This is a genomic window from Dactylosporangium thailandense (assembly GCF_059739745.1).
This window is the reverse complement of sequence record NZ_AP029195.1, coordinates 3,451,274-3,473,639: the sequence shown is the minus strand read 5'-3', so window position 1 is coordinate 3,473,639 and position 22,366 is coordinate 3,451,274. Positions and strand designations below refer to the sequence as shown.

General features: G+C 70.8%; 20 protein-coding genes and 1 pseudogene. 3 read left to right on the top strand and 18 right to left on the bottom strand.

The window, feature by feature from the left end; genetic code table 11:
* Position 1 precedes the first annotated feature (1 nt).
* Genes AC6JBM_RS15640 through AC6JBM_RS15625 form a run of 4 tightly spaced genes read right to left on the bottom strand, consistent with a single transcriptional unit; the run spans position 2 to position 3,578 of the window.
* Positions 2-574, bottom strand: coding sequence for a GTP-binding protein (locus AC6JBM_RS15640; RefSeq protein WP_497984329.1), 573 nt, complete (start codon positions 572-574; stop codon positions 2-4).
* Positions 555-941, bottom strand: coding sequence for a DUF742 domain-containing protein (locus AC6JBM_RS15635; RefSeq protein WP_497984328.1), 387 nt, complete (start codon positions 939-941; stop codon positions 555-557). The genes AC6JBM_RS15640 and AC6JBM_RS15635 overlap by 20 nt, the downstream gene beginning before the upstream one ends.
* Positions 934-1,341 (bottom strand): roadblock/LC7 domain-containing protein, encoded by a 408-nt coding sequence (locus AC6JBM_RS15630; protein ID WP_350619201.1) that lies wholly within the window; start codon positions 1,339-1,341, stop codon positions 934-936. Before AC6JBM_RS15630 ends, AC6JBM_RS15635 begins: the two co-directional genes overlap by 8 nt.
* Entirely contained in the window at positions 1,338-3,578 is a 2,241-nt protein-coding gene (locus AC6JBM_RS15625; RefSeq protein WP_497984327.1) for a sensor histidine kinase, read from the bottom strand. The genes AC6JBM_RS15630 and AC6JBM_RS15625 overlap by 4 nt, the downstream gene beginning before the upstream one ends.
* A gap of 210 nt (positions 3,579-3,788) precedes the next feature.
* On the opposite strand from AC6JBM_RS15625, the gene AC6JBM_RS15620 reads away from it, so the two are divergent.
* Together AC6JBM_RS15620 and AC6JBM_RS15615 are read left to right on the top strand one after the other, a co-directional pair.
* Complete coding sequence (locus AC6JBM_RS15620; protein ID WP_497986464.1) at positions 3,789-5,159, top strand: KamA family radical SAM protein; 1,371 nt, start codon at positions 3,789-3,791, stop codon at positions 5,157-5,159.
* A gap of 50 nt (positions 5,160-5,209) precedes the next feature.
* On the top strand, positions 5,210-5,614 hold the full coding sequence (locus tag AC6JBM_RS15615; RefSeq protein WP_497984326.1) for a hypothetical protein: 405 nt from the start codon (positions 5,210-5,212) through the stop codon (positions 5,612-5,614).
* A gap of 129 nt (positions 5,615-5,743) precedes the next feature.
* On the opposite strand, the gene AC6JBM_RS15610 is transcribed toward AC6JBM_RS15615, so the two are convergent.
* A complete protein-coding gene (locus AC6JBM_RS15610; protein WP_497984325.1) occupies positions 5,744-6,406 on the bottom strand; it encodes a hypothetical protein in 663 nt (220 codons plus the stop codon).
* A gap of 198 nt (positions 6,407-6,604) precedes the next feature.
* Positions 6,605-7,141 (bottom strand): hypothetical protein, encoded by a 537-nt coding sequence (locus AC6JBM_RS15605; protein ID WP_497984324.1) that lies wholly within the window; start codon positions 7,139-7,141, stop codon positions 6,605-6,607.
* A gap of 324 nt (positions 7,142-7,465) precedes the next feature.
* Here AC6JBM_RS15605 and AC6JBM_RS15600 point away from each other — a divergent pair, with 324 nt between their 5' ends.
* Positions 7,466-9,148 carry an ABC-F family ATP-binding cassette domain-containing protein gene (locus AC6JBM_RS15600; RefSeq protein WP_497984323.1) on the top strand — a complete coding sequence of 561 codons (1,683 nt, stop codon included), beginning with the start codon at positions 7,466-7,468 and terminating at the stop codon, positions 9,146-9,148.
* 248 nt (positions 9,149-9,396) lie between these two features.
* Here AC6JBM_RS15600 and dinB read toward each other — a convergent pair whose 3' ends face one another.
* The 12 genes and pseudogenes from dinB to AC6JBM_RS15540 form a co-directional block, all read right to left on the bottom strand.
* A complete protein-coding gene (dinB, locus tag AC6JBM_RS15595) occupies positions 9,397-10,587 on the bottom strand; it encodes a DNA polymerase IV (RefSeq protein WP_497984322.1) in 1,191 nt (396 codons plus the stop codon).
* Between the two features lie 40 nt (positions 10,588-10,627).
* Complete coding sequence (locus AC6JBM_RS15590; RefSeq protein ID WP_497984321.1) at positions 10,628-12,022, bottom strand: GH1 family beta-glucosidase; 1,395 nt, start codon at positions 12,020-12,022, stop codon at positions 10,628-10,630.
* Between the two features lie 47 nt (positions 12,023-12,069).
* On the bottom strand, positions 12,070-13,083 hold the full coding sequence (locus tag AC6JBM_RS15585; protein ID WP_497984320.1) for an ABC transporter ATP-binding protein: 1,014 nt from the start codon (positions 13,081-13,083) through the stop codon (positions 12,070-12,072).
* The gene (locus AC6JBM_RS15580; RefSeq protein ID WP_350619219.1) at positions 13,080-14,123 is read right to left on the bottom strand and encodes an ABC transporter permease; all 1,044 of its coding nucleotides are present in this window, start codon (positions 14,121-14,123) and stop codon (positions 13,080-13,082) included. The genes AC6JBM_RS15585 and AC6JBM_RS15580 overlap by 4 nt, the downstream gene beginning before the upstream one ends.
* Position 14,124: 1 nt before the next feature.
* Entirely contained in the window at positions 14,125-15,105 is a 981-nt protein-coding gene (locus AC6JBM_RS15575) for an ABC transporter permease (protein WP_350619221.1), read from the bottom strand.
* Positions 15,102-16,226 (bottom strand): ABC transporter ATP-binding protein, encoded by a 1,125-nt coding sequence (locus AC6JBM_RS15570; RefSeq protein ID WP_497984319.1) that lies wholly within the window; start codon positions 16,224-16,226, stop codon positions 15,102-15,104. Before AC6JBM_RS15570 ends, AC6JBM_RS15575 begins: the two co-directional genes overlap by 4 nt.
* Positions 16,227-16,326: 100 nt before the next feature.
* The gene (locus tag AC6JBM_RS15565) at positions 16,327-17,979 is read right to left on the bottom strand and encodes an ABC transporter substrate-binding protein (RefSeq protein ID WP_497986463.1); all 1,653 of its coding nucleotides are present in this window, start codon (positions 17,977-17,979) and stop codon (positions 16,327-16,329) included.
* A 142-nt stretch (positions 17,980-18,121) separates the two neighbouring features.
* Complete coding sequence (locus AC6JBM_RS15560; RefSeq protein WP_350619225.1) at positions 18,122-19,141, bottom strand: LacI family DNA-binding transcriptional regulator; 1,020 nt, start codon at positions 19,139-19,141, stop codon at positions 18,122-18,124.
* Between the two features lie 442 nt (positions 19,142-19,583).
* On the bottom strand, positions 19,584-20,099 hold the full coding sequence (locus AC6JBM_RS15555; protein ID WP_497984318.1) for a DUF4352 domain-containing protein: 516 nt from the start codon (positions 20,097-20,099) through the stop codon (positions 19,584-19,586).
* Positions 20,100-20,508: 409 nt separating this feature from the next.
* Positions 20,509-21,003 (bottom strand): annotated as a pseudogene (locus tag AC6JBM_RS15550) (protein kinase domain-containing protein); the annotation flags it as partial.
* Positions 21,004-21,222: 219 nt separating this feature from the next.
* The gene (gene ppgK, locus AC6JBM_RS15545; protein ID WP_497984317.1) at positions 21,223-21,984 is read right to left on the bottom strand and encodes a polyphosphate--glucose phosphotransferase; all 762 of its coding nucleotides are present in this window, start codon (positions 21,982-21,984) and stop codon (positions 21,223-21,225) included.
* Between the two features lie 92 nt (positions 21,985-22,076).
* Positions 22,077-22,334 carry a metallothionein gene (locus AC6JBM_RS15540; protein ID WP_350619231.1) on the bottom strand — a complete coding sequence of 86 codons (258 nt, stop codon included), beginning with the start codon at positions 22,332-22,334 and terminating at the stop codon, positions 22,077-22,079.
* Between the last annotated feature and the right edge of the window lie 32 nt (positions 22,335-22,366).

The following is a 22,366-nucleotide window of genomic DNA, read 5'->3' as shown; positions in this document are numbered from 1 at the left end:
TTCAAGCGCGGGTCAGCGACAGGACATGCTCCACCAACCCGATCAACACCGCCTTCGACGACGCCCGGTCCCGCGCATCACACAACAGCAACGGCACCCCCACATCCAGATCCAGCGCCTCCCGCACCTCCCCCTCCGAATACGACACCGCATCCTCGAAACAGTTCACCGCCACCACGAACGGCATCCCCCGCCGCTCGAAATAGTCGATCGACGGGAAACAGTCAGCCAGCCGCCGCGTATCCGCCAGCACCACCGCACCGATCGCACCCAGCGCCAGCTCATCCCACAAGAACCAGAACCGGTCCTGCCCCGGCGTCCCGAACAGGTACAACACGATGTCCGGCCCGATCGTGATCCGCCCGAAATCCATCGCCACCGTCGTGGTCGACTTCCGCTCCACCCCCGTCACATCATCGGTCCCCACCCCGGCCGAGGTCAGCGACTCCTCCGTCTGCAACGGCCGGATCTCACTCACCGCCCCCACCAGCGTCGTCTTCCCGGCCCCGAACCCACCCGCGACCAAAATCTTGATCGCCGTCGGCACCGCCCGCTCAGAGCGCCCGGAGTCCATGGATCACCGCCTTCAACACACCCGCACTCGGCAACCCGCCCACCTGCTGCGGCTCATACAGTTCGATCAGTCCCTGCGACAGCAGATCCCCCAGCAGCACCCGCACCACCCCGAGCGCCAAATCCAGATGCGAGGCCACCTCCGCCACCGCGACCGGCTCCCGGCACCAGGCCAGGATCGCCCGATGCTCCGGCTGCAGCCCATACCCGCCATCCCCGGCCACCGCCACGACCATGGCGACGACATCGAACCTGTCCGACGCCGGCACCACCCGCCCGCCCGTCATCGCATACGGACGCACCACCGGCCCCGCGTCACGATCCGCCCACTCGTAACCCCACGCGTGCCGGCCCGGCGGCTCACTCATGCCCACCCTCCACCGCCCGCGCCGACGCCGTCAGGTTCTGCCCCACCCGCTGCACCAGCATCGCCATCTCATACGCGATCAACCCGATGTCCGCGTCCGCCGCCGCCAGCACCGCCAGACACGCACCCCGGCCCGCCGCCGTCACGAACAGAAACGCCGACTCCATCTCGATGATCGTCTGCCGCACCGCACCCCCGCCGAAATGCCGCCCCGCACCCCGCGCCAGACTCTGAAACCCGGCCGCCACCGCCGACAGATGCTCCGCATCCTCCTGCGACAACCCCTTCGACGCCCCGATCATCAGCCCGTCCACCGACAGCACCACCGACCGCTGCACCGACGGCACCCGATCCACCAGATCATCCAGCAGCCAGTTCAGGCTCGCCCCGGCCCCGCTCACGCCTGCTCCCCCTCACCACGGGCCTCGTGCCGCCCCCGGGTCGTCCCCGCCTGGAACGACGACATCATCTGCCGCAACTGCTCCGGCGAACGCCCCCGCTCCACCTGCCCCGCCGGGACGACCACCGTCTCGTCCCCCTGCAACTGCGGCGCCAGCGACCGCTGCCGGACCCGCTTCGGCAACCCACCGGCCGTCCTCGCCGCCGCACCGTCCCCCGGCATCTCCGCTTCCGGCATCGGTACCACCCGACGCTCCGCCGGCCGCAACGGCGGCACCGGCCCAGCCACCGGCCCGATCACCGGCCCGGGTTCCGGCACCACCGTCAACGCCGGCCGCGGCGGCCCCTGCACGAACGGCTCCGCCGCCACCGCCGGCAACACCTCCACCGGCTCCGCCGCCACCACCAGATCCGCCGGCAACAACGCCACCGCCGTCACCCCGCCATACGGCGACGACCGCAACACCACCCGCACCCGATGCCGCGCCGCCAGCTGCGCCACCACGAACAACCCCAGCCGCGCACTGTTCCCCGGATCGAACTCCGGCGGCTGCGCCAACCGCCGATTCGCCTCCTCCAACGCCTCCGCGGTCATCCCGAGCCCCCGGTCCTCGATCTCCACCACGAACCCGTTCGGCACCTGCTGCCCCGTCACCTGCACCCGCGTATGCGGCGGCGAATACGACGCCGCGTTCTCCAGCAACTCCGCCAGCAGATGAATCACGTCACCGACCGCCCGGCCGACCACCGCACCCTCACCGACCGCCACCACCTGCACCCGCGCGTAGTCCTCCACCTCCGACACCGCACCCCGCACCACATCGATCACCGGCACCGGATGCCGCCACCCCCGCCCCGGCGTCGACCCGGCCAGAATCACCAGATCCTCCGCATGCCGCCGCATCCGCGTCGCCAGATGGTCCACCCGGAACAGATCCGCCAGGTCATCCGGCTCATGCGTACGCCGCTCCATCCCGTCCAGCAGCGACAACTGCCGGTGCAACAGCGTCTGCGACCGCCGCGCGATGTTCAGGAACACCTCGTTCATGCCCTGCCGCACCGACGCCTCCTCCACCGCCGACGCCACCGCCGTACGCTGCACCGAGTTGAACGCCTCCGCCACCTGCCCGATCTCGTCCACACCGAGCCGCAACGGCGGCGCCTCCACCGCCACATCCACCTCGTCACCCCGCCGCAGCCGCGACACCACCGCCGGCAGCCGCGTCTCCGCCAGCTCCCGCGCCGCCACCGCCAGCCCGTTCAGCCGCCGCGCGATCGACCGGCCGATCCGCACCGACAACACCACCGACGCCGCCACCGCCAGCAGACCCACCACACCCGCACCGATCAGCTGCAGCACGATCCGGTCCGACGCGTCCGACGCATGCCGCACATTGACCTTCTGCACCTCCGACCGGAACGCCGCCAGCGCCGTGTTCACCGGATCGAACGCCGCCCGCCACTGCCCCAGATCGATCCCCGACGCCCGGCCCGGCGCCGTCCCCAGCAGCTGGTTCTCCAGGCCCTGCAGATTCCTCAACGCCGCGCTGCCACCCAGCACCTGCTGATACTGCGCCTGCTGCGGCGCCCGCAACTGCGACGCCGCATACGGCAGCAACAGCCGCGACTGCCCCACCAGGCTCGCCATCTGCGCATGGTCCGCCAGCGTGAAATCACCCTCGGTCGTGAAGTCACCGACCAGCGCGTCCTCCTCCGACAGCAGCTCCCGCGCCATCGACAACACGAACACCCCACGCGCCTCGGCCGCCACCCCCGAGTCCTGATGGTTCGACGCCGCCTGGAACAACCCGTACGTCGTGTTCACGATCAGCGAGAACCCGTTGCGGGCATCGTCCGGCTCACCACCGTTGTCCGCCCCCGCCCGGATCCCCGCCAGCGACGCGAGGACCTGGTTCACCGCCCCCAGCGCCGCCTTCAGCTCCGCCGACGCCGCGTCCTGCGCCGCCCCCGACGACGACGACCGCCGCAACGCCGCCACCGCCTCGTCGGTCCTCTGCCGCGCCTGCACCATCGCCGCCTGCCCGGACCGGCGCCCCGACGCCAGGAACGCCCCGGTCAGCTGCCGCTCCGCCTGCAACGCCGCCACCATCGCCTCGGCCGGCTCGCCGACCCGGTCGGCGATCGTCGACGCGCCGCGCAGATCCAGCGCGGACGGCAGCGTGATACTCACCGCGAACAGCCACAGCCCCGCGAGCATGACCAGCGGCACGGTCATCATCGCAGTGATCTTGGCTCGGACGGACCAGCGACGTTTCATCGGACCTCGGGTGCGCAACAGGTGCGGGCAGGGTGCCACGCCTCGAGCCGCCAACCTATGCACCACAACCCGCGCCGACGTCGGGCCACGGGACCGCAATCTCGCCCAACCAGCGGACAGACAAGAGATCTTCCGCCCCAGGGATCGCCTACCGAAGAATTTCCCGCTAATCTGCCCTCAGGACACAAAACCTTGAGGAGTCGGACCGTGCAGCCATACGCCTACCAGCGCCACGCACTCACCGAACCCGACTGGCGCCGCTACCCCGGCTGGCACGACGTCACCCGCGACCAATGGGAAGACGCCCAATGGCAACGCGCCCACTGCGTCAAAACCATCCCCCAGCTCAAGGCCGTCCTCGGCGACACCGTCACCGACACCTTCTACGACGACCTCGCCACCGATCAGACCAACCACGCCACCATGTCCATGCTCATCCCACCCCAAATGATCAACACGATGAGCCCCGGCACACCCCCCACCGACGACACCCTCCGCAACGACCCCATCCGCCGCTACATGCTCCCCATCGCCACCGACCGCCACCCCGACTTCCCCTCACACCCATACGCCACCCGCGACTCCCTCCACGAACACGACATGTGGGTCGCCGAAGGCCTCACCCACCGCTACCCCACCAAAGTCCTCGCCGAACTCCTCCCCACCTGCCCCCAATACTGCGGCCACTGCACCCGCATGGACCTCGTCGGCAACAACACCCCCACCGTCACCAAACTCAAACTCGCCAACAAACCCGCCGACCGCCACACCGCCATGCTCGACTACCTGCGCACCCACCCCGGCGTCCGCGACGTCGTCGTCTCCGGCGGAGACGTCGCCAACCTCCCCTGGCACCAACTCGAAACCTTCCTCATGCACCTACTCGCCATCGACACCATCCGCGACATCCGCCTCGCCACCAAAGCCCTCGCCGGCCTCCCCCAGCACTGGCTCCAGCCCACCGTCGTCGAAGGTCTCGAACGCGTCGCCCGCACCGCCGCCCGCCGCGGCGTCAACCTCGCCATCCACACCCACGTCAACCACGCCCAGTCCCTCACCCCCCTCGTCGCCCGCGCCGCCCACACCGCCCTCGAGGTCGGCATCCGCGACGTACGCAACCAGGGCGTCCTCCTCCGCGGCGTCAACGCCACCGCCGAAGACCTCCTCGACCTCTGCTTCGCCCTGCAAGGAGAGGCCGGCATCCTGCCCTACTACTTCTACATGTGCGACATGATCCCCAACGCCGAACACTGGCGCGTCGCCGTCTGGCAGGCCCAGCAACTCCAGCACGACATCATGGGCTACCTGCCCGGCTACGCCACCCCCCGCATCGTCTGCGACGTCCCCTACGTCGGCAAACGCTGGGTCCACATGGTCACCGAATACGACCGCGAACGCGGCATCAGCTACTGGACCAAGAACTACCGCACCAGCATCGAAGACGACGCCACCCAGCTCGACCGCACCTACCCGTACTACGACCCCATCGACACCCTCCCCGCCACCGGCGCCGACTGGTGGCGCAAGGAACACACCACCTGACCTCCCCGAAACCGGCACCGGAGGAAGGCCGCAGAGCGCACGCTGGAACCGTGCGCCGCACCATCCTCCGCCTCCTCGGCATCGCCCTCGCCGCCGCGGCGCTCGTCACCTACGTCAACTGGGCCGGCAGCCGCGACGCCGCCCGCTTCGACCCCGCCGCCCAGCTGCACTGCGCCCACGGCACCCAGATCGCCGGCGCCCAGGCCACCGCCGAGCCCACCGCCCGGGAGACCCGCACCCCCGACCAGCTCGCCGAGGCCTGGGCCAACGCGCGCAACCCCGGCCTCGTCGCCGGCAAGCGCCGCCTCTTCGACAGCGACGACCGCGTCGACATCGGCTTCGACGCCAAGGCCCAGACGGTCGCCGTGCTGACCTTCCGCGCCGACAAGACCCTCGGCTGGCACCTCGACGCCGTGGTCGCGTGCCAGGCCCGCCCGGTACCCGCGACCAGCTGAGGCAGCCGGCGGCGCGACACGCAAAAACCTAAGTCAGCCGCGCAGCGGCTAGGTATTGCTTTTCCAGACGTGGCGTAGCCACGTCGTGTAAGGCGTCCTAGGATGCTAGGATTAGGACATCTTCGCAGATCATGCCCGTTGCGGGTAGCCGATCTCGGCGACGTCGTCCTCGAGGTCGGCGAGCTCCAGGTCGGGGTTGAGGCGGCGCACGAGCTCGTCGGTCAACGGGCGCAGGGCAAAGACCTCGCCGACCACCCCGGGATCCACGGCCGTCCCGTAGTAGTCCTCGGCGAACCGCCGGTACGCCGCCGCGGTGCCGTCCACCAGCACCTCGAACAGGCCGCCGGCGCCGTCGGGGTCATCGCCGCCGGGGAAGTCGAGCTCGCCGGCGTGCCACCGGTCATCGCCGGCCTGCCGCCACAGGCACACCGTGGCCTCGAGAACGCCCTCGAAGCTGAACGCCGGCTCGGCGACACAGTCGGCGAAGACCGCCGGCACGGTGTCGACCAGGCCCGGCCACAGCGCACCGCCATTGGCGACCGGGGTCATCTTGGATTCGTGGTCGAAGCCCCGCAGGAACGCGCCTGCCGGGGAGAACACGATCGACCACGCGGCACCGGACCCGTCACGCATGGACGCCATCTGCTCACCCGGCCCCCAGTGCGCGTTGAACGAGTAGTACCGGGACTCCCAGTCGGGGCTGAGGATCGCCTCCAGCATCGCCAGGGCGCGGCAGCGGTCGCGGAGCGCGGGGATGTCGGGCAGGGCCTGGGCTACGTCGTAAGCCGTCACCCAGCCATCCAAACCCGGGGTGCTGCCCGCTCGCGGGACATTGCCGTCACCGCTCCCGGCATGCGCGTAGGGCATCCTAGGACACTAGGATCAGTGGCCGGCGACGCTGATCTGGCCTCCGTCACGGATCACGATCATCGGGTCCTGGTGGCTCGCCGGGCCGGGCGGCCAGAAACACCGGCCCGACGGTACGACCGGTCAACAGCCGGGGCAGCAGGTCGGGGTCTCCCAGTGCACGTAGGCGCGGTCGCCGCCCTTCTCGGTAACCAGGGCGCGGCGGAACGCCATGTCGAGGTCGGGCACGTCCAGGCCGAGGATCTCCACGGCACCGGCGCAGGTCTCGTAGAGCATCCGCCACAGCACCCGCTCGCGCAGCGGGTTGCGGTCGTCGGTGAACAGTCGCTCCAGCCGGGCACGCGGGATGGCCTTATCCCGGGATCGGTGGTCAGCCAGTCCTGGCGGCGGCAGTCGGCGGTGGACGAGGTGAGCGCCGACAGGTGCTTGTTCCAGGTGTTCGCGGCGCCCTGGGCCCAGCGGGTCATCGTCCGCTCGTAGAGCTCCGGGGTGAGCGCGGCGACCGGGGAGTTGGTCGTCGGCGTTCTCGCGTAGCCGGCGCAGGGTCTCGGTGTAGGTGGCGCGGGTGCCGGGGTCGTCGCGGAACCGGTCGAGGAACGCGTCGATGGCGGCCACGAGCGCCACCGGGCGCCGGGCGGTCGGCAGCGAGATCGCCGACACCTCGGCGGCCTCTTCCGGTGATGTGACACAGAATGTGACCGAGTCGCCCTCGCCGCGGTAACGGCGTCCCGCAGGTCGCGATGGGTGGGTCATCGGTACTGTGACACAGCATTACGAGGTTCTCTGTCACATGAAGAAGCCTCGCGAGATACCCGCCAGGGCTGCTAACGTCGCCGTCGTGGCACGAGGTATCTGGTCGCAGAAGGTGCGCCCCGCCCGCTGACGGCGGCGCGTCCCTGTTTGCTGAATCCGCGCTTGCCGTCCCGGTTCCCGCCGGGCGGCCGCTTGTTGCTGCCCGGCTCCACTGCGAGCTGCGGAGCACCGTTGAACCTCACCCCGAACTTCAAACCCATGTCCTTGCCCGTCGAGGCGGGCCAGAGCGCACACGTCCGCGCCGAAAACGTCATCGTCGTCCGCGGGTCGCGGCACGTCCTGAACGATGTTTCGGTCACTGTCTCGGCCCGGTCCCGCGTCGCCATCGTCGGCGAGAACGGCCGCGGCAAGACGACGCTGCTGCACGTTCTCGCGGGCCTGATCTCGCCCGACGACGGCACCGTGCATCGGGCCGGCACGATCGGCCTGGGCCGCCAAGAGCTGGCCGCGCGCGACGGAGAGAGCGTCGGCACCATCACGTCCGAAGCACTCGCGCCGTCATGGGCGGCCCTCAGTGCGCTGGAGCAGGCGACCGGCGCCCTGGCCGCCGGCGATGACCCGGCGGCCGGGGATCGCTATGCCAGGGCGCTCGACGCCGCCGTCAGGCTCGACGCCTGGGACGCCGAGCGCCGCGTCGACATCGCTCTCGAATCCCTCAGCGCTTGTACGGACCGTGACCGCCCCCTGTCGACGCTGTCGGTCGGACAGCGATACCGGGTGCGGCTGGCATGCCTGCTCGGCGCGCGCCACGACGTACTGCTGCTCGACGAGCCGACCAACCACCTCGACGCAGGCGGCTTGGACTTCCTGACCCGCCGGCTGCGTGAACACCAGGGCGGCCTGGCTGTCGTCAGCCACGACCGGGCGCTGCTACGCGACGTTGCCGACCGGTTCCTCGACCTCGACCCCAGCCGGGACAGCAGACCGCGCCTGTACGCCGGGGGTTATGACGCCTGGCAGGACGCACGGCGTCGCGACCGTGAGCGCTGGCAGCAGGACTACGAAGATCGGCAGGCTGAGCACCGCCGGCTGAAGGACGCGGTATCGAAGGCTCGTGACCGGCTCTCCACTGGCTGGCGTCCGGACAAAGGGACCGGCAAGCACCAGCGCCAATCCCGCGCGCCGGGCGTCGTTCAGGCACTGAACCGTCAGGAGGAAGCCCTGCAGGCGCACCGGATCGACGTGCCGGAGCCACCGGCGATGTTGCGCTGGCCCGAACTGGACATCCGGCCGGGTACGCCACAGGTGCGGGCACACGGCGTCGCCGTAGACGGGCGCCTGCTCGATCCCATCGACCTGGCCCTCGACGGCGGTGACCGGCTGCTCATCACCGGAGCCAACGGCGCCGGCAAGTCCACGTTGCTCGCGGTGCTGGCCGGTGCGCTGCAGCCCACACAGGGACACCTCTGGACGGCGAAAGCGGCACGGGTCGTCCTGATCACCCAAGAAACCGCTGAGCACAACCCCGGCCTTACCGCCCGTGAGGTATACGCCCGCCATGTCGGTCGGCTGGTGGCCCGCCGGGCGCTGCCTGACGCCGACGCCGTCCCGCTCAAGGCGCTCGGGCTGCTGGACTCCGATGCCATGGCCACCCCGGTCGGGCGAATGTCGCAAGGGCAGCAACGGCGCCTCGACCTGGCGCTCGCGCTGGCCGGGCGCCCCAGCATGATCCTGCTCGACGAGCCGACCAACCACCTGTCGTCCGCGTTGGTCGACGAGTTGACCGAGGCGATCCGCCACACAAGCGCCGCCGTCGCGGTCGCCACACACGACCGGCAACTGCTCCGAGATCTGGCCGACTGGCCGCGCCTGGAGATCGAGGGCCGGCGCGGAGTGACAATGCCGGGAAGCTGAGTACCCGGTGCGGTGCCGGGGCAGCCTCGGCACCGCCCCGGGTACACGGCGACCGCGTGCGGCCTGACGGCAGCCGGAGCAGCCCGGGCGAACAGGAACTCGTCGAGGTCCTTCCACTCGGCGGTGATGGACGGGGCGCCCGCGGACCTGGCAGCGACGGCGCGCCAGCGCCGAGCGGTGTCTGGCGGGAGCGACGGTCCGCACCACCGCGGACCCGAGTCATGCTCTGTTGGCCACGGGCACGATCCTCAGTCTGGCAGCAGCGGGACCGTCGGGCCCTGGCGGCGGCCGAGCAGCGACGCGCGGGTCACCGAGGCCGAGCCGAAGCGGTCGCGGACCTGGTCCAGGGCCGAGTCCAGGGAGTCGCCCGATGCCACGTCGAAGGGCAGCTCGAGCTGTGACGCGCCGTCGCCGTCGAGGTTCGACACGGCGATGCCGACCAGGGTCAGGCCCCGGTTGGCGATGTCGGAGGCCGCGGCGGCGTGCAGGCGCAGGACCGCGTCCAGGATCGTCTGCGTGTGCGACGTCGCCCGGGGCAGGGTGCGTGAGCGCGTCACGCGCGTGAAGTCGGCGAAGCGCAGGCGCAGCACCACGGTGCGGCCCGAGCGGCCGGCCGCGCGCATCCGTCGCGTCACCCGGTCCGTGAGCTCGGCCAGGACCGCCTGCTGGAACGCGTGCGGGTGGGGGCCGCGGCCGAGGGCCCGCTGCGCGCCGATCGAGCGACGGCGGCGGCCCGTCACGACCGGGCGCGGGTCGCGGTTGTGCGCCAGGGCGTGCAGGTGCCGGCCCTGGCCCTCGCCGAGCATCGACACGAGGGTGGCCTCGCCGAGGCGGGCGACCTGGCCGACGGTCGTCACGCGGTGGGCGTGCAGCTTGGCGGCGGTGACCCGGCCGACCCCCCACAGCCGTTCCACGGGGAGTCGGTGCAGGAAGGTGAGCTCGTCCGCGGGCGGCACCAGCAGCAGCCCGTCGGGTTTGGCGACGCCGCTGGCGACCTTGGCCAGGAACTTCGTGCGCGCGATGCCGACGGTGATGGCGAGCCCGACCTCGGCCCGCACCCGCTCCCGCAGCCGCGCGGCGATCCCGAGCGGGGCGCCGGCGATGCGGTACAGGCCCGAGACGTCCAGGAAGGCCTCGTCGATCGACAGGCCCTCGACGACCGGCGTGGTGTCGCGGAAGATCGCGAAGACGTCCTTGGACGCGGCCGAATACGCGTGCATCCGCGGCGGCACCACGATCGCCTCGGGGCACAGGGCGCGGGCCTGCCGGCCGCCCATCGCGGTGCGCACGCCGCGGCGCTTCGCCTCGTAGCTGCACGCGAGGACGACCCCGCCGCCGACGATCACCGGGCGGCCGCGCAGGCGGGGGTCGTCACGCTGCTCGACGGACGCGTAGAAGGCGTCGAGATCGGCGTGCAGGATCGTAGCCCCGTCCGACACGAACACATGTTCGCATAGGACGGGGCTACCAGGGAATACGTCAGGCGCGCAGGGCCTTAATCGTGTCGCGGTACCAGTGCGCCGACCGCTTCGGCGTGCGCTCCTGGGTGTCGTAGTCGACGCGGACGATCCCGAACCGCTTGTCGTAGCCGTAGGCCCACTCGAAGTTGTCCATGAGCGACCACGCGAAGTACCCGCGGACGTCCGCGCCCTGCTGCCGGGCGAGCGCGACGGCGCCGATGTGCGAGTCGAAGTAGGCGACGCGGTCGGCGTCGTCGACGAACCCGGTCTCGTCCGGCTCGTCGTCGAACGCGGAGCCGTTCTCGGTCACGTAGATCGGCAGCCGGTAGTCGGTGTAGAGCCGCACGAGCAGCTGGGTGAAGCCCTCGGGGACGATCTCCCAGCCCATGGCGGTGATCGGCCGGCCGGTCGGGATGATCCGCCGCACCGGCATCCCGTCGACGTCGGTGGCGTTGCCGTCCTCGTCGACGCCGGAGACGGTCTCGGAGAAGTAGTAGTTCACGCCGAGCACGTCCAGCGGGGCCTTGATGGCCTCGAGGTCGCCGTCCTGGACCGGCAGGGTGATGCCGCGCTGGGCCAGGTCCTCGACGAGGTCGGCCGGGTAGCGGCCGTGCACGAGCGGGTCGAGGTAGATGCGGGTGCCGAGGGCGTCGGCGCGGCGGGCCGCGTCCCGGTCCGCCTCGGAGTCCGTCTGCGGCGTCGAGACGCCCATGTTCAGGGTGATCCCGAACTGGTGGCGGCCGTCGGAGGCCTCCCGCATGCGCTGGGTCGCGAGGCCGTGGCCGAGCAGCAGGTGGTGGACCGCCGACATGGCCGCCGCGAAGTCCCGCCGGCCCGGGGCGTGGTCGCCGTAGGCGTAGCCGAGCATCGCCGAGCACCACGGCTCGTTGAGCGTCGTCCAGGTGGTGATCCGGTCCTGGAGCGCGTCGAAGACCATCATGCTGTAGTCGGCGAAGCGGTACGCGGTGTCGCGGTTGGGCCAGCCGCCCGCGTCCTCGAGCTCCTGGGGCAGGTCCCAGTGGTACAGGGTGATCCACGGCTCGACACCGTTGGCGAGCAGCTCGTCGGTGAGCCGGTCGTAGAAGCCGATGCCCTCGGGGTTCACCGGGCCCCGGCCGCGCGGCTGCACGCGCGGCCAGGCCACGGAGAAGCGGTACAGGTCGACCCCGAGGTCGCGGATGAGCGCCACGTCCTGCGGCATCCGGTGGTAGTGGTCGCAGGCGACCTCGCCGGTGTCGCCCTTGGCCACCGCGTCGGGCACCTCGCAGAACGTGTCCCAGATGGACCGGGTGCGCCCGCCCTCGTCGACCGCGCCCTCGATCTGGTAGGCCGAGGTCGCCACGCCCCAGCGGAACGAGGGCGGGATCGTGGCGATCGGGTTGGCTCGATCGAGGGGCGCTGCGGTCGTGTCCATGGTTCTCCTGGGGTTGTTCAGCTTGGTTGGTGTCGGTCGGCCTGCTGCTAACCGGCGGTGACCGGGTGCAGGTGGCAGGCCACCGTGCGGGCCGGTCCGACGTGGTCGTCGGGCTTGCCCAGGACGGGAATCACCGTGTCGCACGGCTCGAAGCGCTTCGGGCAGCGCGGGTGGAACGCGCAGCCGCTGGGCATGCCGCGCAGGTCCGGCGGGGAGCCGGGGATGCCGGCCAGCTCGCGCCGCTCGCCGCGCAGGGCGGGGAACGAGCGCAGCAGGCCGCTGCTGTACGGGTGCAGCGGCTCCCGGTAGATGTCCGCGGACGGCGCCTCCTCGACGATCCGCCCGCCGTACATGATGGCGATCCGGTCGCTGAACTCCACCAGCAGCGACAGGTCGTGGGTGATGAACAGCACCGAGAAGCCCAGCCGCTCGCGCAGCTCGACGAGCTGGCCGAGGATCTGCCGCTGCATGACCACGTCGAGGGCGGTCGTCGGCTCGTCCATGATGACCAGCTGCGGCTGCAGCGCGAGGGCCATGCCGATCATGACGCGCTGGCGCATGCCGCCGGAGAGCTGGTGCGGGTAGGCGTCGAGGCGGTCCTCGGCGATGCCGACGAGCCGCAGCATCTCCTTGGCCCGGTCCAGTCTCGCGGCCTTGGACAGCCCCGGCTCGTGCGCCTTGATCGCGTCCATCATCTGCACGTCGATCTTGTGGACCGGGTTGAGCGAGTTCATCGCGCCCTGGAACACGATCGACGTCTCGGCCCAGCGGTACTTGCGCAGCTCCTTGTGGCTGAGGCTGAGCACGTCGAACGGGTCGCCCTGGGCCGGGTGGTAGATCACGGAGCCGCCGGAGACCACGCCGGGCGGGGGCAGCAGCCGGGTCACGCCGTAGGCCAGGGTCGACTTGCCGCTGCCGCTCTCCCCCGCGAGGCCGACGACCTCGCCGCGGTGGATGGTCAGGTCGACGTCGCGGACCGCGCGGACCGCGTCGGCGCCGAGGCCGTAGTCGACGTTGAGGTTCTTGATCTCCAGCAGCGGCTTGGTGAGCACCTGGGTCATCGCTTGGCACCGTCCATCTCGATCTTCGCCGGCGGTTCGACCGAGCGCAGCACGGGGGTGAAGCCGACCTGCATCCGGACCTTCTCGCCGTTCGGGCCCTTGTTGTTGCCCGCGCCCGAGGTGCGCAGCCGCGGGCTGACGAACTCGTCGATGCCGAAGTTCACCAGGCTCAGCGCGGTGCCCAGGATGGCGATGGCGAGGCCCGCGGGGACGAACCACCACCAGGCGCCCTGGGCGAGGGCCTGCTGGCCCTGGGCCCAGAACAGGATGGTGCCCCAGTTCCACGACGACACCGAGGAGATGCCGATGAACGCGAGCGTGATCTCCGAGAGCACCGCGAAGATGACGGTGCCGACGAAGCCGGAGGCGATGATCGCGGTCAGGTTGGGCAGGATCTCGAAGAAGATGATCCGCCAGGTCTTCTCGCCGGTGGCCCGGGCCGCGTCGACGTAGTCGCGCCGGCGCAGCGACAGGGTCTGGGCCCGCAGCACCCGGGAACCCCACGACCAGCTGGTCAGGCCGATCACCAGGGCCACGGTCAGGTCGTTCACCCGCGGCAGCGACGTGCAGATGATGATGATCAGCAGCAGGCCGGGGATGACCAGGAACACGTTGGACAGCACCGAGAGGATCTCGTCGGCGATGCCGCCGAGGTAGCCGGCGGTGACCCCGACCAGGACCGACAGGATCGTGGCGACGATCCCGGCGACCGCGCCGACGAACACGACGCTGCGGGTGCCGGCCAGGATCTGGCTGAAGATGTCCTGGCCGAGGTGGGTGGTGCCGAACCAGTGGCTGGCCGACGGCGGCTGGATCGCGTCCTTGGTGATCGCGTCCGGGTCGTACGGGGCGACCCAGGGCCCGATGATCGCGAAGATCACGTAGACGGCCAGGATGACCAGGCCGGTCAGGGCCTTGCCGTTGGCGATGAACCGGAACCGCTTGCGCTTGGCCTTCTTGCCCTTCGGCGCGGCGTCGGGCTGGGCCATCGCGCCCTGCCCGGGGATGACCTGCTCGATGCTCGAGGGGGTGACGGTCATCTCAGCCTGCCTTTCGGGTGCGCGGGTCGAGCAGCGTGTAGGCCACGTCCGCGAGCAGGTTGGCGACCAGCACCGAGATGGTGATGACCAGGAAGATGCCCTGCATCAGCGGGTAGTCGTGCGCGCCGACGGCCTGGAAGAGCTGGAAGCCCACGCCCGGGTACGAGAAGACGATCTCCACCAGCAGGGTGCCGCCGACGATGAAGCCCAGCGACAGCGCGAACGCCGAGATGTTGGGCAGCAGCGCGTTGCGGGCGGCGTAGCTGAAGGCGACCCGCCGCTCGGACAGGCCCTTGGCGTGGGCGACGGTGATGTAGTCCTCCGCGGACACGGTCACCATCATGTTGCGCATGCCGAGGATCCAGCCGCTCATCGAGGACAGCAGGATCGTGCAGGCCGGCAGGACGCTGTGGTTGATCGCCGAGCCGATGAAGGTCCCGTCCCAGTACGGCACCAGACCCGGCGTGTACCCGCCGGAGGACGGGAAGTAGCTGCCGTTGCCGGTGAACAGGGCGATGAAGACCAGGCCGAGCCAGAAGTACGGGATCGAGGACAGGAACGTCGTGGCCGGCAGCAGCCCGTCGATCCAGGTGCCGCGCCGCCAGCCGGCGCCGATGCCCAGCGTCGTGCCGATCATGAAGCTCAGCACCGTGGTGATGCCGACGAGGCCGACCGTCCACGGCAGGCTCGAGCTGATCACCTCGCTGACCGTCGACGGGAAGAACGTGAACGACAGGCCGAGGTCGCCGTGGAACAGCTGCTTCCAGTAGTCGAGGTACTGCTGCCAGAGGCTCTGCTCCTGGTCGAGCCCGAACAGCACCCGCAGCGACTGGATCGCGTCGGAGGACACCGCGCCCTGGTTGCGGGCCAGGAACGAGCTGATCGGGTCGCCCGGGATCATCCGCGGGATGAAGAAGTTGATGGTGATCGCGGCCCAGGCCGTGAACAGGTAGAAGGCGAGGCGTTGCAGCAGGAATTTCATCGTGCCTCCTCCGGCTGGCGATGCGCCGGCGGCGTGGGGATCGACGGATCGGCGGCCGAGCCGACGCCCTCCTTGGCGACGGTGTCCGCGTCGTAGAGCCAGCAGGCGGCCCAGTGCCCGGGCTCACCGACCTCGAGGCGGGGCGGGAGCTCCACGGTGCAGCGCTGCATCGCGTGCGGGCAGCGCGGGTGGAACCGGCAGCCGGCCGGGGGCCGGATCAGGCTGGGCGGCTCGCCGTTGCCGCGGTCCTCGGCGGACGTGTCGGCCACGCCGGCGATGCGGTCCGGGTCCGGGGCGGAGTCGATGAGCAGGCGCGTGTACGGGTGCGCGGGGTTCTGCGTGACGGACTCGCTGTCGCCGCCCTCGACCATGCGCCCGGCGTACATCACCATCGTCTCGTCGGCGAAGTACCGCGCCGAGGCGATGTCGTGCGTGATGTACAGGATGGCGAGGTTCAGCCGCTCCTTGAGGTCGCGCAGCAGGTTGAGGATGCCGAGGCGGATCGACACGTCGAGCATCGACACCGGCTCGTCGGCGAGCAGGGCCTCCGGGTCGGCGCCCAGGGCGCGGGCGATCGCGACGCGCTGGCGCTGGCCGCCGGAGAGCTCGTGGGGGAACTTGTCGACGTAGCGCTCGGGCGGGGTCAGCGACACCCGGGTCAGCAGCCCGGCGAGGGCCGCCTCGAGCTCTTCGGGGGTCTTGCCCGCGTTGCCGTGGATCTTCAGCGCCCGGGTGAGGTGGTAGCGCACCGTGTGCACCGGGTTGAGCGAGCCGAACGGGTCCTGGAAGATGAGCTGCACCCGGCTGACGTACTCGCGGAACCGGCGCCCGCCGTGCACCCGGGTCGTCTCCCCGTGCAGGCGGAGGTCACCGCCGGTGCGCGGGTAGAGCTGCGCGAACAGCCGGGCGACCGTGGACTTGCCGGAGCCGGACTCGCCGACCAGTGCGGTGACCCTGCCTCGGCGCAGGGTGAGGGACACGTCGTCCACGGCGTGGACGACCGCCCGCTTGCCGGTGAAGATGTCGCTCAGCTTCCGCCGGACGGGGAAATGCTTGGTCAGGCCCTCGGCCTCCAGCACCACCTCGCCGACCGGCGCCGCCGCGCTCTCGCTCAACGTCATTGCCGTCGATCCTGTCTCGGGGTGTCTCGTCATGGGATACCGCTCCCCGGGCGACCCGCGCAAGGGCCGCCCGGGGAGCGGTGTCAGTACGATCCGGTCGTCAGGAGCCGGCCGGCTTGAGGTGCAGGATGACGTCCAGGGCGTTGGCCTGGGTCGGCTGCGCGGCACCGTACGGGTTGGCGTCGTCCGGCCAGCCCGTCCAGTTCTTGGCGCTGTACGCCGCGCCGATGTTGTCGGCACCGACCGGGATCATCGGGGCCTGCTCGACGAAGATCTTCTGCAGCGTGGCGAGCGCGGTCTTGCGGGCCGCGTCGTCGGTGGCGGCGGCGTAGGCACGCAGCGCGGCCGTCGCCTCCGGGCTGTTGAAGCGGCCGAAGTTCGCGGCCGGGGACGCGGTGCCGATCGGCTTGAGCTGGTCGCCGTCCATCACCGTGCGGTAGATGTCGTACGGGGTCGAGCCGCCGTCGGTCCAGCGGAACGCGGCGTCGAACTGGCCGGCCTCGATGTTCTTGAACCAGGCGTCCTGGTTGGCCTTGTCGATCGTGGCCGCGATGCCGATCTGGGCCAGGTTGGCCTTCACGATCTCCAGCGACGTCTGGTAGTCCGACCAACCGGCCGGGTCGGTGAGCGTCAGGGTGACCGGCTTGCCGGTCTTGTCCTTCAGCGTGGTGCCCTCGAGCTTGTAGCCGGCGCTCGCGAGCAGCGCCTTGGCGCCCTCGACGTCGACCTTGTAGTCCTTGCCCTTGTACTCGTCGGAGATGTAGGCGTCACCGGCGGGCGACGGCAGACCCGTCACGCTCTTGACCAGCGGGTGGAAGTAGCCGGCCTCGGCGGTGTTGAAGATGTCGTCGCGGTTGATGACCATGCCCATCGCGACGCGCAGCTTCGGGTCGTCGAACGGCGCCTTGGTGGTGTTGATGTAGAGGCCGTGGATGCCCAGGACCGGCGGGGCCCAGATCTTGTGGCTGGCGGCGTCCTTGTCGATGAAGACCGTCTTCACGTTGGGGATGAAGACGAAGCTCCACTCGCACTCGCCGTTGGCCAGGGCCGTGGTCTGCGCGTTGTTGTCGTTGTAGGACGTGTACCGCAGCTCCTTGACCTGCGGCAGCGTCTGCCAGTAGCCCTTGTCGCGGGCCACGAGGGTCGTGGTCTGCGGGGTGAAGGACTTCAGCGTGTACGGCCCGGAGCCGATCGGGTTCTTGTTGGCCTCGGTCTTCGGGTCGGCCACCTTCTCCCAGATGTGCTTGGGCACGATCGGGATCTGGGCGATCGCCTTCTGCTGGCTGACGTACTGCGACGACTTGAACGTGATGGTCACGTCGGAGCCGCTGGCGGTCGCGTCGGCGATCGGCACACCGCCGGAGTTGAGCGCCTCGTTGTCGCGCACCAGCTTGTAGGTGAACACGACGTCGTCGGCCGTGAGCTTCTCGCCGTCGGACCAGGTGGCGTTGTCCCGGATGTTCAGGACGACCGAGGTGTAGTCCTTGTTCCAGTCCGCCTTGGTGGCCAGCCACGCCTTCATCGGGTCGGCCGGCTTGACCGGGTTCCACATCATCAGCGGCTCGTAGATCACCCAGCGGTAGCCGTCCTTGGCCCCGGCCGAGGTGGTCAGGAACGGGTTCTCGTTCTCGGTCAGCGGGCCGTTGGGCATGCCGACGGTCAGGACCGTCGTCTTGGCACCGTCGCCTTTGTTCTCGTTCGGCGAATCGCCGCACGCGGCCAAGGTGGTCGACGTGGCCAGCAGACCGGCCATGCCGAGCAGTACGGAGCGTCTGGTCAACACGGGGGTGTCTCCTTTGGTACCTGGATCGACAGGTGGGGCGGACAGGAACATTTCGCGGTATGGCGACGGCGCCGTGCGGTTCGGTAGGCGCCGCCCGTGGAGCGTTGAGGCGTCAGGTGGTGCGCTCGGGCTGCGCCGCGACGGTCGAGCCGCGCACGACGAGCGTGGTGGACAGGATGTTCGGCTCGGCCGTGAGCGGCGTGCCGTCGAAATGCGCGATGAGCCGGCGGGCCGCCATCTCGCCCATCTGGCGCATGGGCTGGCGGACGGTGGTCAGCGGCGGCTCGGTGTGGGAGGCGTGCAGGATGTCGTCGAACCCGACGAGGGAGACGTCCTGCGGCACCGCCTTGCCCGCCAGCCGCAGCGCCTGGAGGGCGCCGGAGGCCGACAGGTCGTTGTGCGCGAACACCGCGTCGAACTCGATGCCCTCGGCGAGGGCCCGCTGGACCGACACGATGCCGCACTCGTAGGTGAAGTCCCCCTCGACGACGAGACGGGGGTCGATGGGCGCGCCGGCCGCGGCGAAGACGTCCGCGAAGCCGCCGAGCCGGTCCTGCGTGCAGCCGAACTTCTCGGAGCCGGTGATGACGAGGGGGCGTCGCCGGCCGATCTCGACGAGGTGCCGGGCGGCGAGCGAGCCGCCGGCCCGGTTGGTGGTGGCCACCGACGGCATGAGCGGCTTGTCGCCGCGGTCGTCGATGAGGACCACCGGCAGGCCGCCCGCATACAGGTCGGCGAGGTAGTCCAGGGTGCCCTCGGGCTCGATGGCCAGCAGGCCGTCGAACGACTTGCCGGAGACCTGCGCGGAGAACTGCCGCATGGACTCGGCGCCGCGGTTGCACGTGAACAGCAGCAACCCGTATCCCTCCGACTCCACGACGTCGACCGCGCCCTGCACGACCTCACCCATCCACGGCCACGTCAGCGAGGGGACGAGCATCCCGATCACCCGGGTGTGCCCCCGGGCCAGGTTGACCGCCCGCGCGCTGGGCACGTAGCCCAGCTCGTCGATGACCGTGCGTACCCGTGCCGCGGTCGCCTCGTCGACCTCTCCTTTGCCGTTGAGCACACGCGAGACGGTGGTCTTGCTGACCCCCGCCCGCGCCGCCACATCGGCGATGGTGATCGGCACGCCGCGATCCTTCCGGTGAGAGCGCTTTCTGGCAAGAGAGCGTGTTCTGGAACCGGTTCCGCAACCGGTTCCGGCACACTAAATCGGATCGCGGACAGTGGTGTCAATAACACGGTGGTAACGAAACTTAACGTTGCGGCAACCCTTGCCAAGCGGCTGTCCATGGTGTTTGCTCGGGACCACCGTCGATGCGACTGCGGACTCGCCGGCAATCCCGGCACGATCCGCGCGGGACCGCTCCCATGGAGCGCTCTCACGGTCCGTCCCACGATTCGGGGGCCGTTTCCGAGGGCAGTATTTCCGAGCTACCGCGACGTCCGCCGGGGTCCGGACCGTTACTCCCGTGGCCTCACCGTCCGCCGTTGGTCACGGCGCACGACGCTGCGCGGCCGCGCACGCTGCGTCGCGGCCGGGCCGGGCCGGGATGGGTGGGTGGATGGGCTCAGCGCAGCTTGATCGCGCTGCTGTCGCCGCCCACGAGCCCGGAGCGCACCCGCAGCTCGGTGAACGTCAGCCCGTCCGGCACGTCGAAGACGAGCGTCCCGGTGACCGAGTCCCCGGGACCGATCTCGCCGAACAGCGGCCGGGACTTGTCGTAGTACACCCACGAGAACTCGTCGGGGCCGTACTCCTTGCCGTCGGTGTCGCGCAGCTTCTGGTTGCCGACCCAGATGCGGCCCTTGCTGTCGCCGGTGTTCTCGACCTTGAGGTCGGCCAGGCAGTACTGCCCGCCGGGCTTGCGGGTCAGCGGCCAGTCCCCGAGCTCCTTCTTGCCGCACGCGAACCCGGCCAGGGTGAAGCGCATCTTGCCGTCGGAGGCGACCGGGCTGCGCTTCGGCGAAGGCGTCGGCGAGGGCGTCGGGGACTTGGTGGGCTCGCCCGCCTGGGCGCCCGCCCCGCCCTTGCCGGCCGACTCGGCGAGCTTGAGGCCGCCGAGCAGGCACGCGAGCAGCGCCACGAGCCCGATCCCGGTGGCGACGGCGCGCCCGGCCCGCCGCGGCCGCCGGCGCGGCGGCGGTGGAGGCGGGGGGCAGCGGCGGCGCGAGCCGGCGGGTCCCCGTCCGCAGCTGCTGCGTGGGCCGCGCCACCGCGGCGGCGCCCTTCGCGAACGCGGCCGTCGGCGAGGGCCGCGCCGAGCCGGACGCACGCACGGTCGCGGCCACCTGCGCCGCGGCCGGATCGTCCTGCCCGACCAGCGCGAGCAGCACCTGCCGGGCGGTGGGCCGCGCGGCGGGGTCGGCCCGCAGCGCCCGGCGCACCATCGTCGCGAGGGACGCGTCCAGCCCGGCGAGCGCCGGCTCGGAGCCGGCCTCCGGCAGGGTGCCCGTGCCGGCCCAGGCGACGAGGAGGCCCCACGCGTACACGTCGCTGGCCTGGCTCGGCGGCCACCCGCGCTCCTGCTCCGGCGCCAGCCAGCCCGGCGTGCCGAAGTTCGGCTGGTGCGCCGCGCCGTGCCCGAGCAGCCGCGCCACCCCGAAGTCGATGACCTTCGGCCCGAACGGCGAGAGCAGCACGTTGCGCGGGCTCAGATCGGCGTGCACGAGCCCGACGGCGTGGATGGCGGTCAGCGCGGCCGCCACCCCGACGGCGACGGCCTCCACCTGCCCCGCGAGCGGCCCGTGCACGGTGGCGTAGTCGTGCAGCGACGGCCCCTGCACGTATTCGGTCACGATGTGCGGCACCGGCCCGTCGAGCGCGACGTCGAGCACCCTGGCCGTGCAGAACCCGGCGACCCGCGAGGCGGCCGAGGCCTCGGCGGCGAAGCGGTGCCGGAACATCGGATCGTGGTAGAACGCCGCGTTGATGACCTTGAGCGCGACCTTCCGCCCGTCGGCCCCCTCGGCCAGGTAGACGGTGCCCATCCCGCCGACGCCCAGCAGCCCGCGCAGCCGGTAGGACCCGACCGAGGCCGGGTCGTCGGCACGCAGCGGCGCGGGCGAGTCACCCATGCCAGCAATGGTGCCTCACCGGCGCACACGGGCCGGCACCAACCCGCCATCCGGTGACAATTCGGTCAGCCGGCACCGAGCGAACAGCCCGCCGGAGGCGAACCTCCGGGAGGCCGTCCGACGAGTCGAAGCTCAGGCGACGCCGGCGTTACGGGCCGCCAGCAGCGCCGCGCCCGCGATGCCCGCGTTGTTCTGCAGCGCCGCCGGCACCACCCGCGTCGGCACGTCGACCAGGTGCAGCCACTTCTCGGCCTTCTTGCTCACCCCGCCGCCCACGATGATCAGATCCGGCCACAGCAGCGCGTGCAGGTGCCGCAGGTACGTCTGCACCCGCTCGGCGAACTCCGGCCAGCCGAGATCCTCCTGCTCGCGGATGCGGTCCGACGCGTAGTCCTCCGCATCCCCGCCGTGCAGGTGCAGCCCGCTCATCTGCAGGTGCCCGAACTCCGTGTTCGGCACCAGCGTGCCGTCGACGAACAGCGCCGTGCCGATCCCGGTGCCGAACGTGACCATCACGACCAGGCCGGGCACGCCGCGGCCCGCGCCGAACTCCAGCTCGGCCACCCCGGCCGCGTCGGCGTCGTTGAGCACCGTCACGGGCCGGCCCAGCGCCTCCGAGAACAGCTGCTCGGCGGGCGCGTCGACCCACGACTGGTCCACGTTCGCCGCCGTCTTGGTCACCCCGTGCTGCACGACCGCCGGGAACGTGATCCCGATGCTCTGCGCGGCCTCGAACGAGCCCGCCACCGCCGCGACGGTCTTCACCACACTGGGCACGTCGGCCGGCTGCGGCGTCTCGATCCGGACCCGGTCGCTCGTGAACGCCCCGGTGGCCAGGTCGACCGGAGCCCCCTTGATGCCCGATCCGCCGATGTCGATTCCCAGGACGACCACAGCTGCTCCTTCACGCGCACGAGGGCTCCGCACATTGCCTGCGGGTTACCCAATCATGTCGCGCGTGGGCAGAGATCACCGGGGGAACGGGCTCACCCCGGGTAGGCCCCCACCGCGTCGCGCACCTCGAAACCGGCCGCGTCGGCGGAACGCGCACAGTGCGCGCAGCAGTAGAACTTCCCGGACACCTCCGCGCCGTGCCCGACGATCCGCGTCCCGCAGTGCTCACACACCGGCGCCAGCTTCTGGATCGCGCACTCGAACGAGTCGAACGTGTACGTCCCGCCGCCGGTCGTCCGCACCTCGAACGTCATGTAGTAGTCGTTGCCGCACGTCACACAGACCGCCATGTCAATCCCCCCGTCGCAAGCCGTCACGGCCA

Bases quoted from the DNA above. Each gene is read 5' to 3' on its own strand.
- AC6JBM_RS15635 (WP_497984328.1), bottom strand. From the start codon at position 941: ATGAGTGAGCCGCCGGGCCGGCACGCGTGGGGTTACGAGTGGGCGGAT.
- AC6JBM_RS15565 (WP_497986463.1), bottom strand. From the start codon at position 17,979: ATGGCCGGTCTGCTGGCCACGTCGACCACCTTGGCCGCGTGCGGCGAT.
- AC6JBM_RS15590 (WP_497984321.1), bottom strand. From the start codon at position 12,022: ATGGACACGACCGCAGCGCCCCTCGATCGAGCCAACCCGATCGCCACG.
- AC6JBM_RS15585 (WP_497984320.1), bottom strand. From the start codon at position 13,083: ATGACCCAGGTGCTCACCAAGCCGCTGCTGGAGATCAAGAACCTCAAC.
- AC6JBM_RS15640 (WP_497984329.1), bottom strand. From the start codon at position 574: ATGGACTCCGGGCGCTCTGAGCGGGCGGTGCCGACGGCGATCAAGATT.
- AC6JBM_RS15580 (WP_350619219.1), bottom strand. From the start codon at position 14,123: ATGACCGTCACCCCCTCGAGCATCGAGCAGGTCATCCCCGGGCAGGGC.
- AC6JBM_RS15625 (WP_497984327.1), bottom strand. From the start codon at position 3,578: ATGATGACCGTGCCGCTGGTCATGCTCGCGGGGCTGTGGCTGTTCGCG.
- AC6JBM_RS15570 (WP_497984319.1), bottom strand. From the start codon at position 16,226: ATGACGTTGAGCGAGAGCGCGGCGGCGCCGGTCGGCGAGGTGGTGCTG.
- AC6JBM_RS15540 (WP_350619231.1), bottom strand. From the start codon at position 22,334: ATGGCGGTCTGTGTGACGTGCGGCAACGACTACTACATGACGTTCGAG.
- AC6JBM_RS15575 (WP_350619221.1), bottom strand. From the start codon at position 15,105: ATGAAATTCCTGCTGCAACGCCTCGCCTTCTACCTGTTCACGGCCTGG.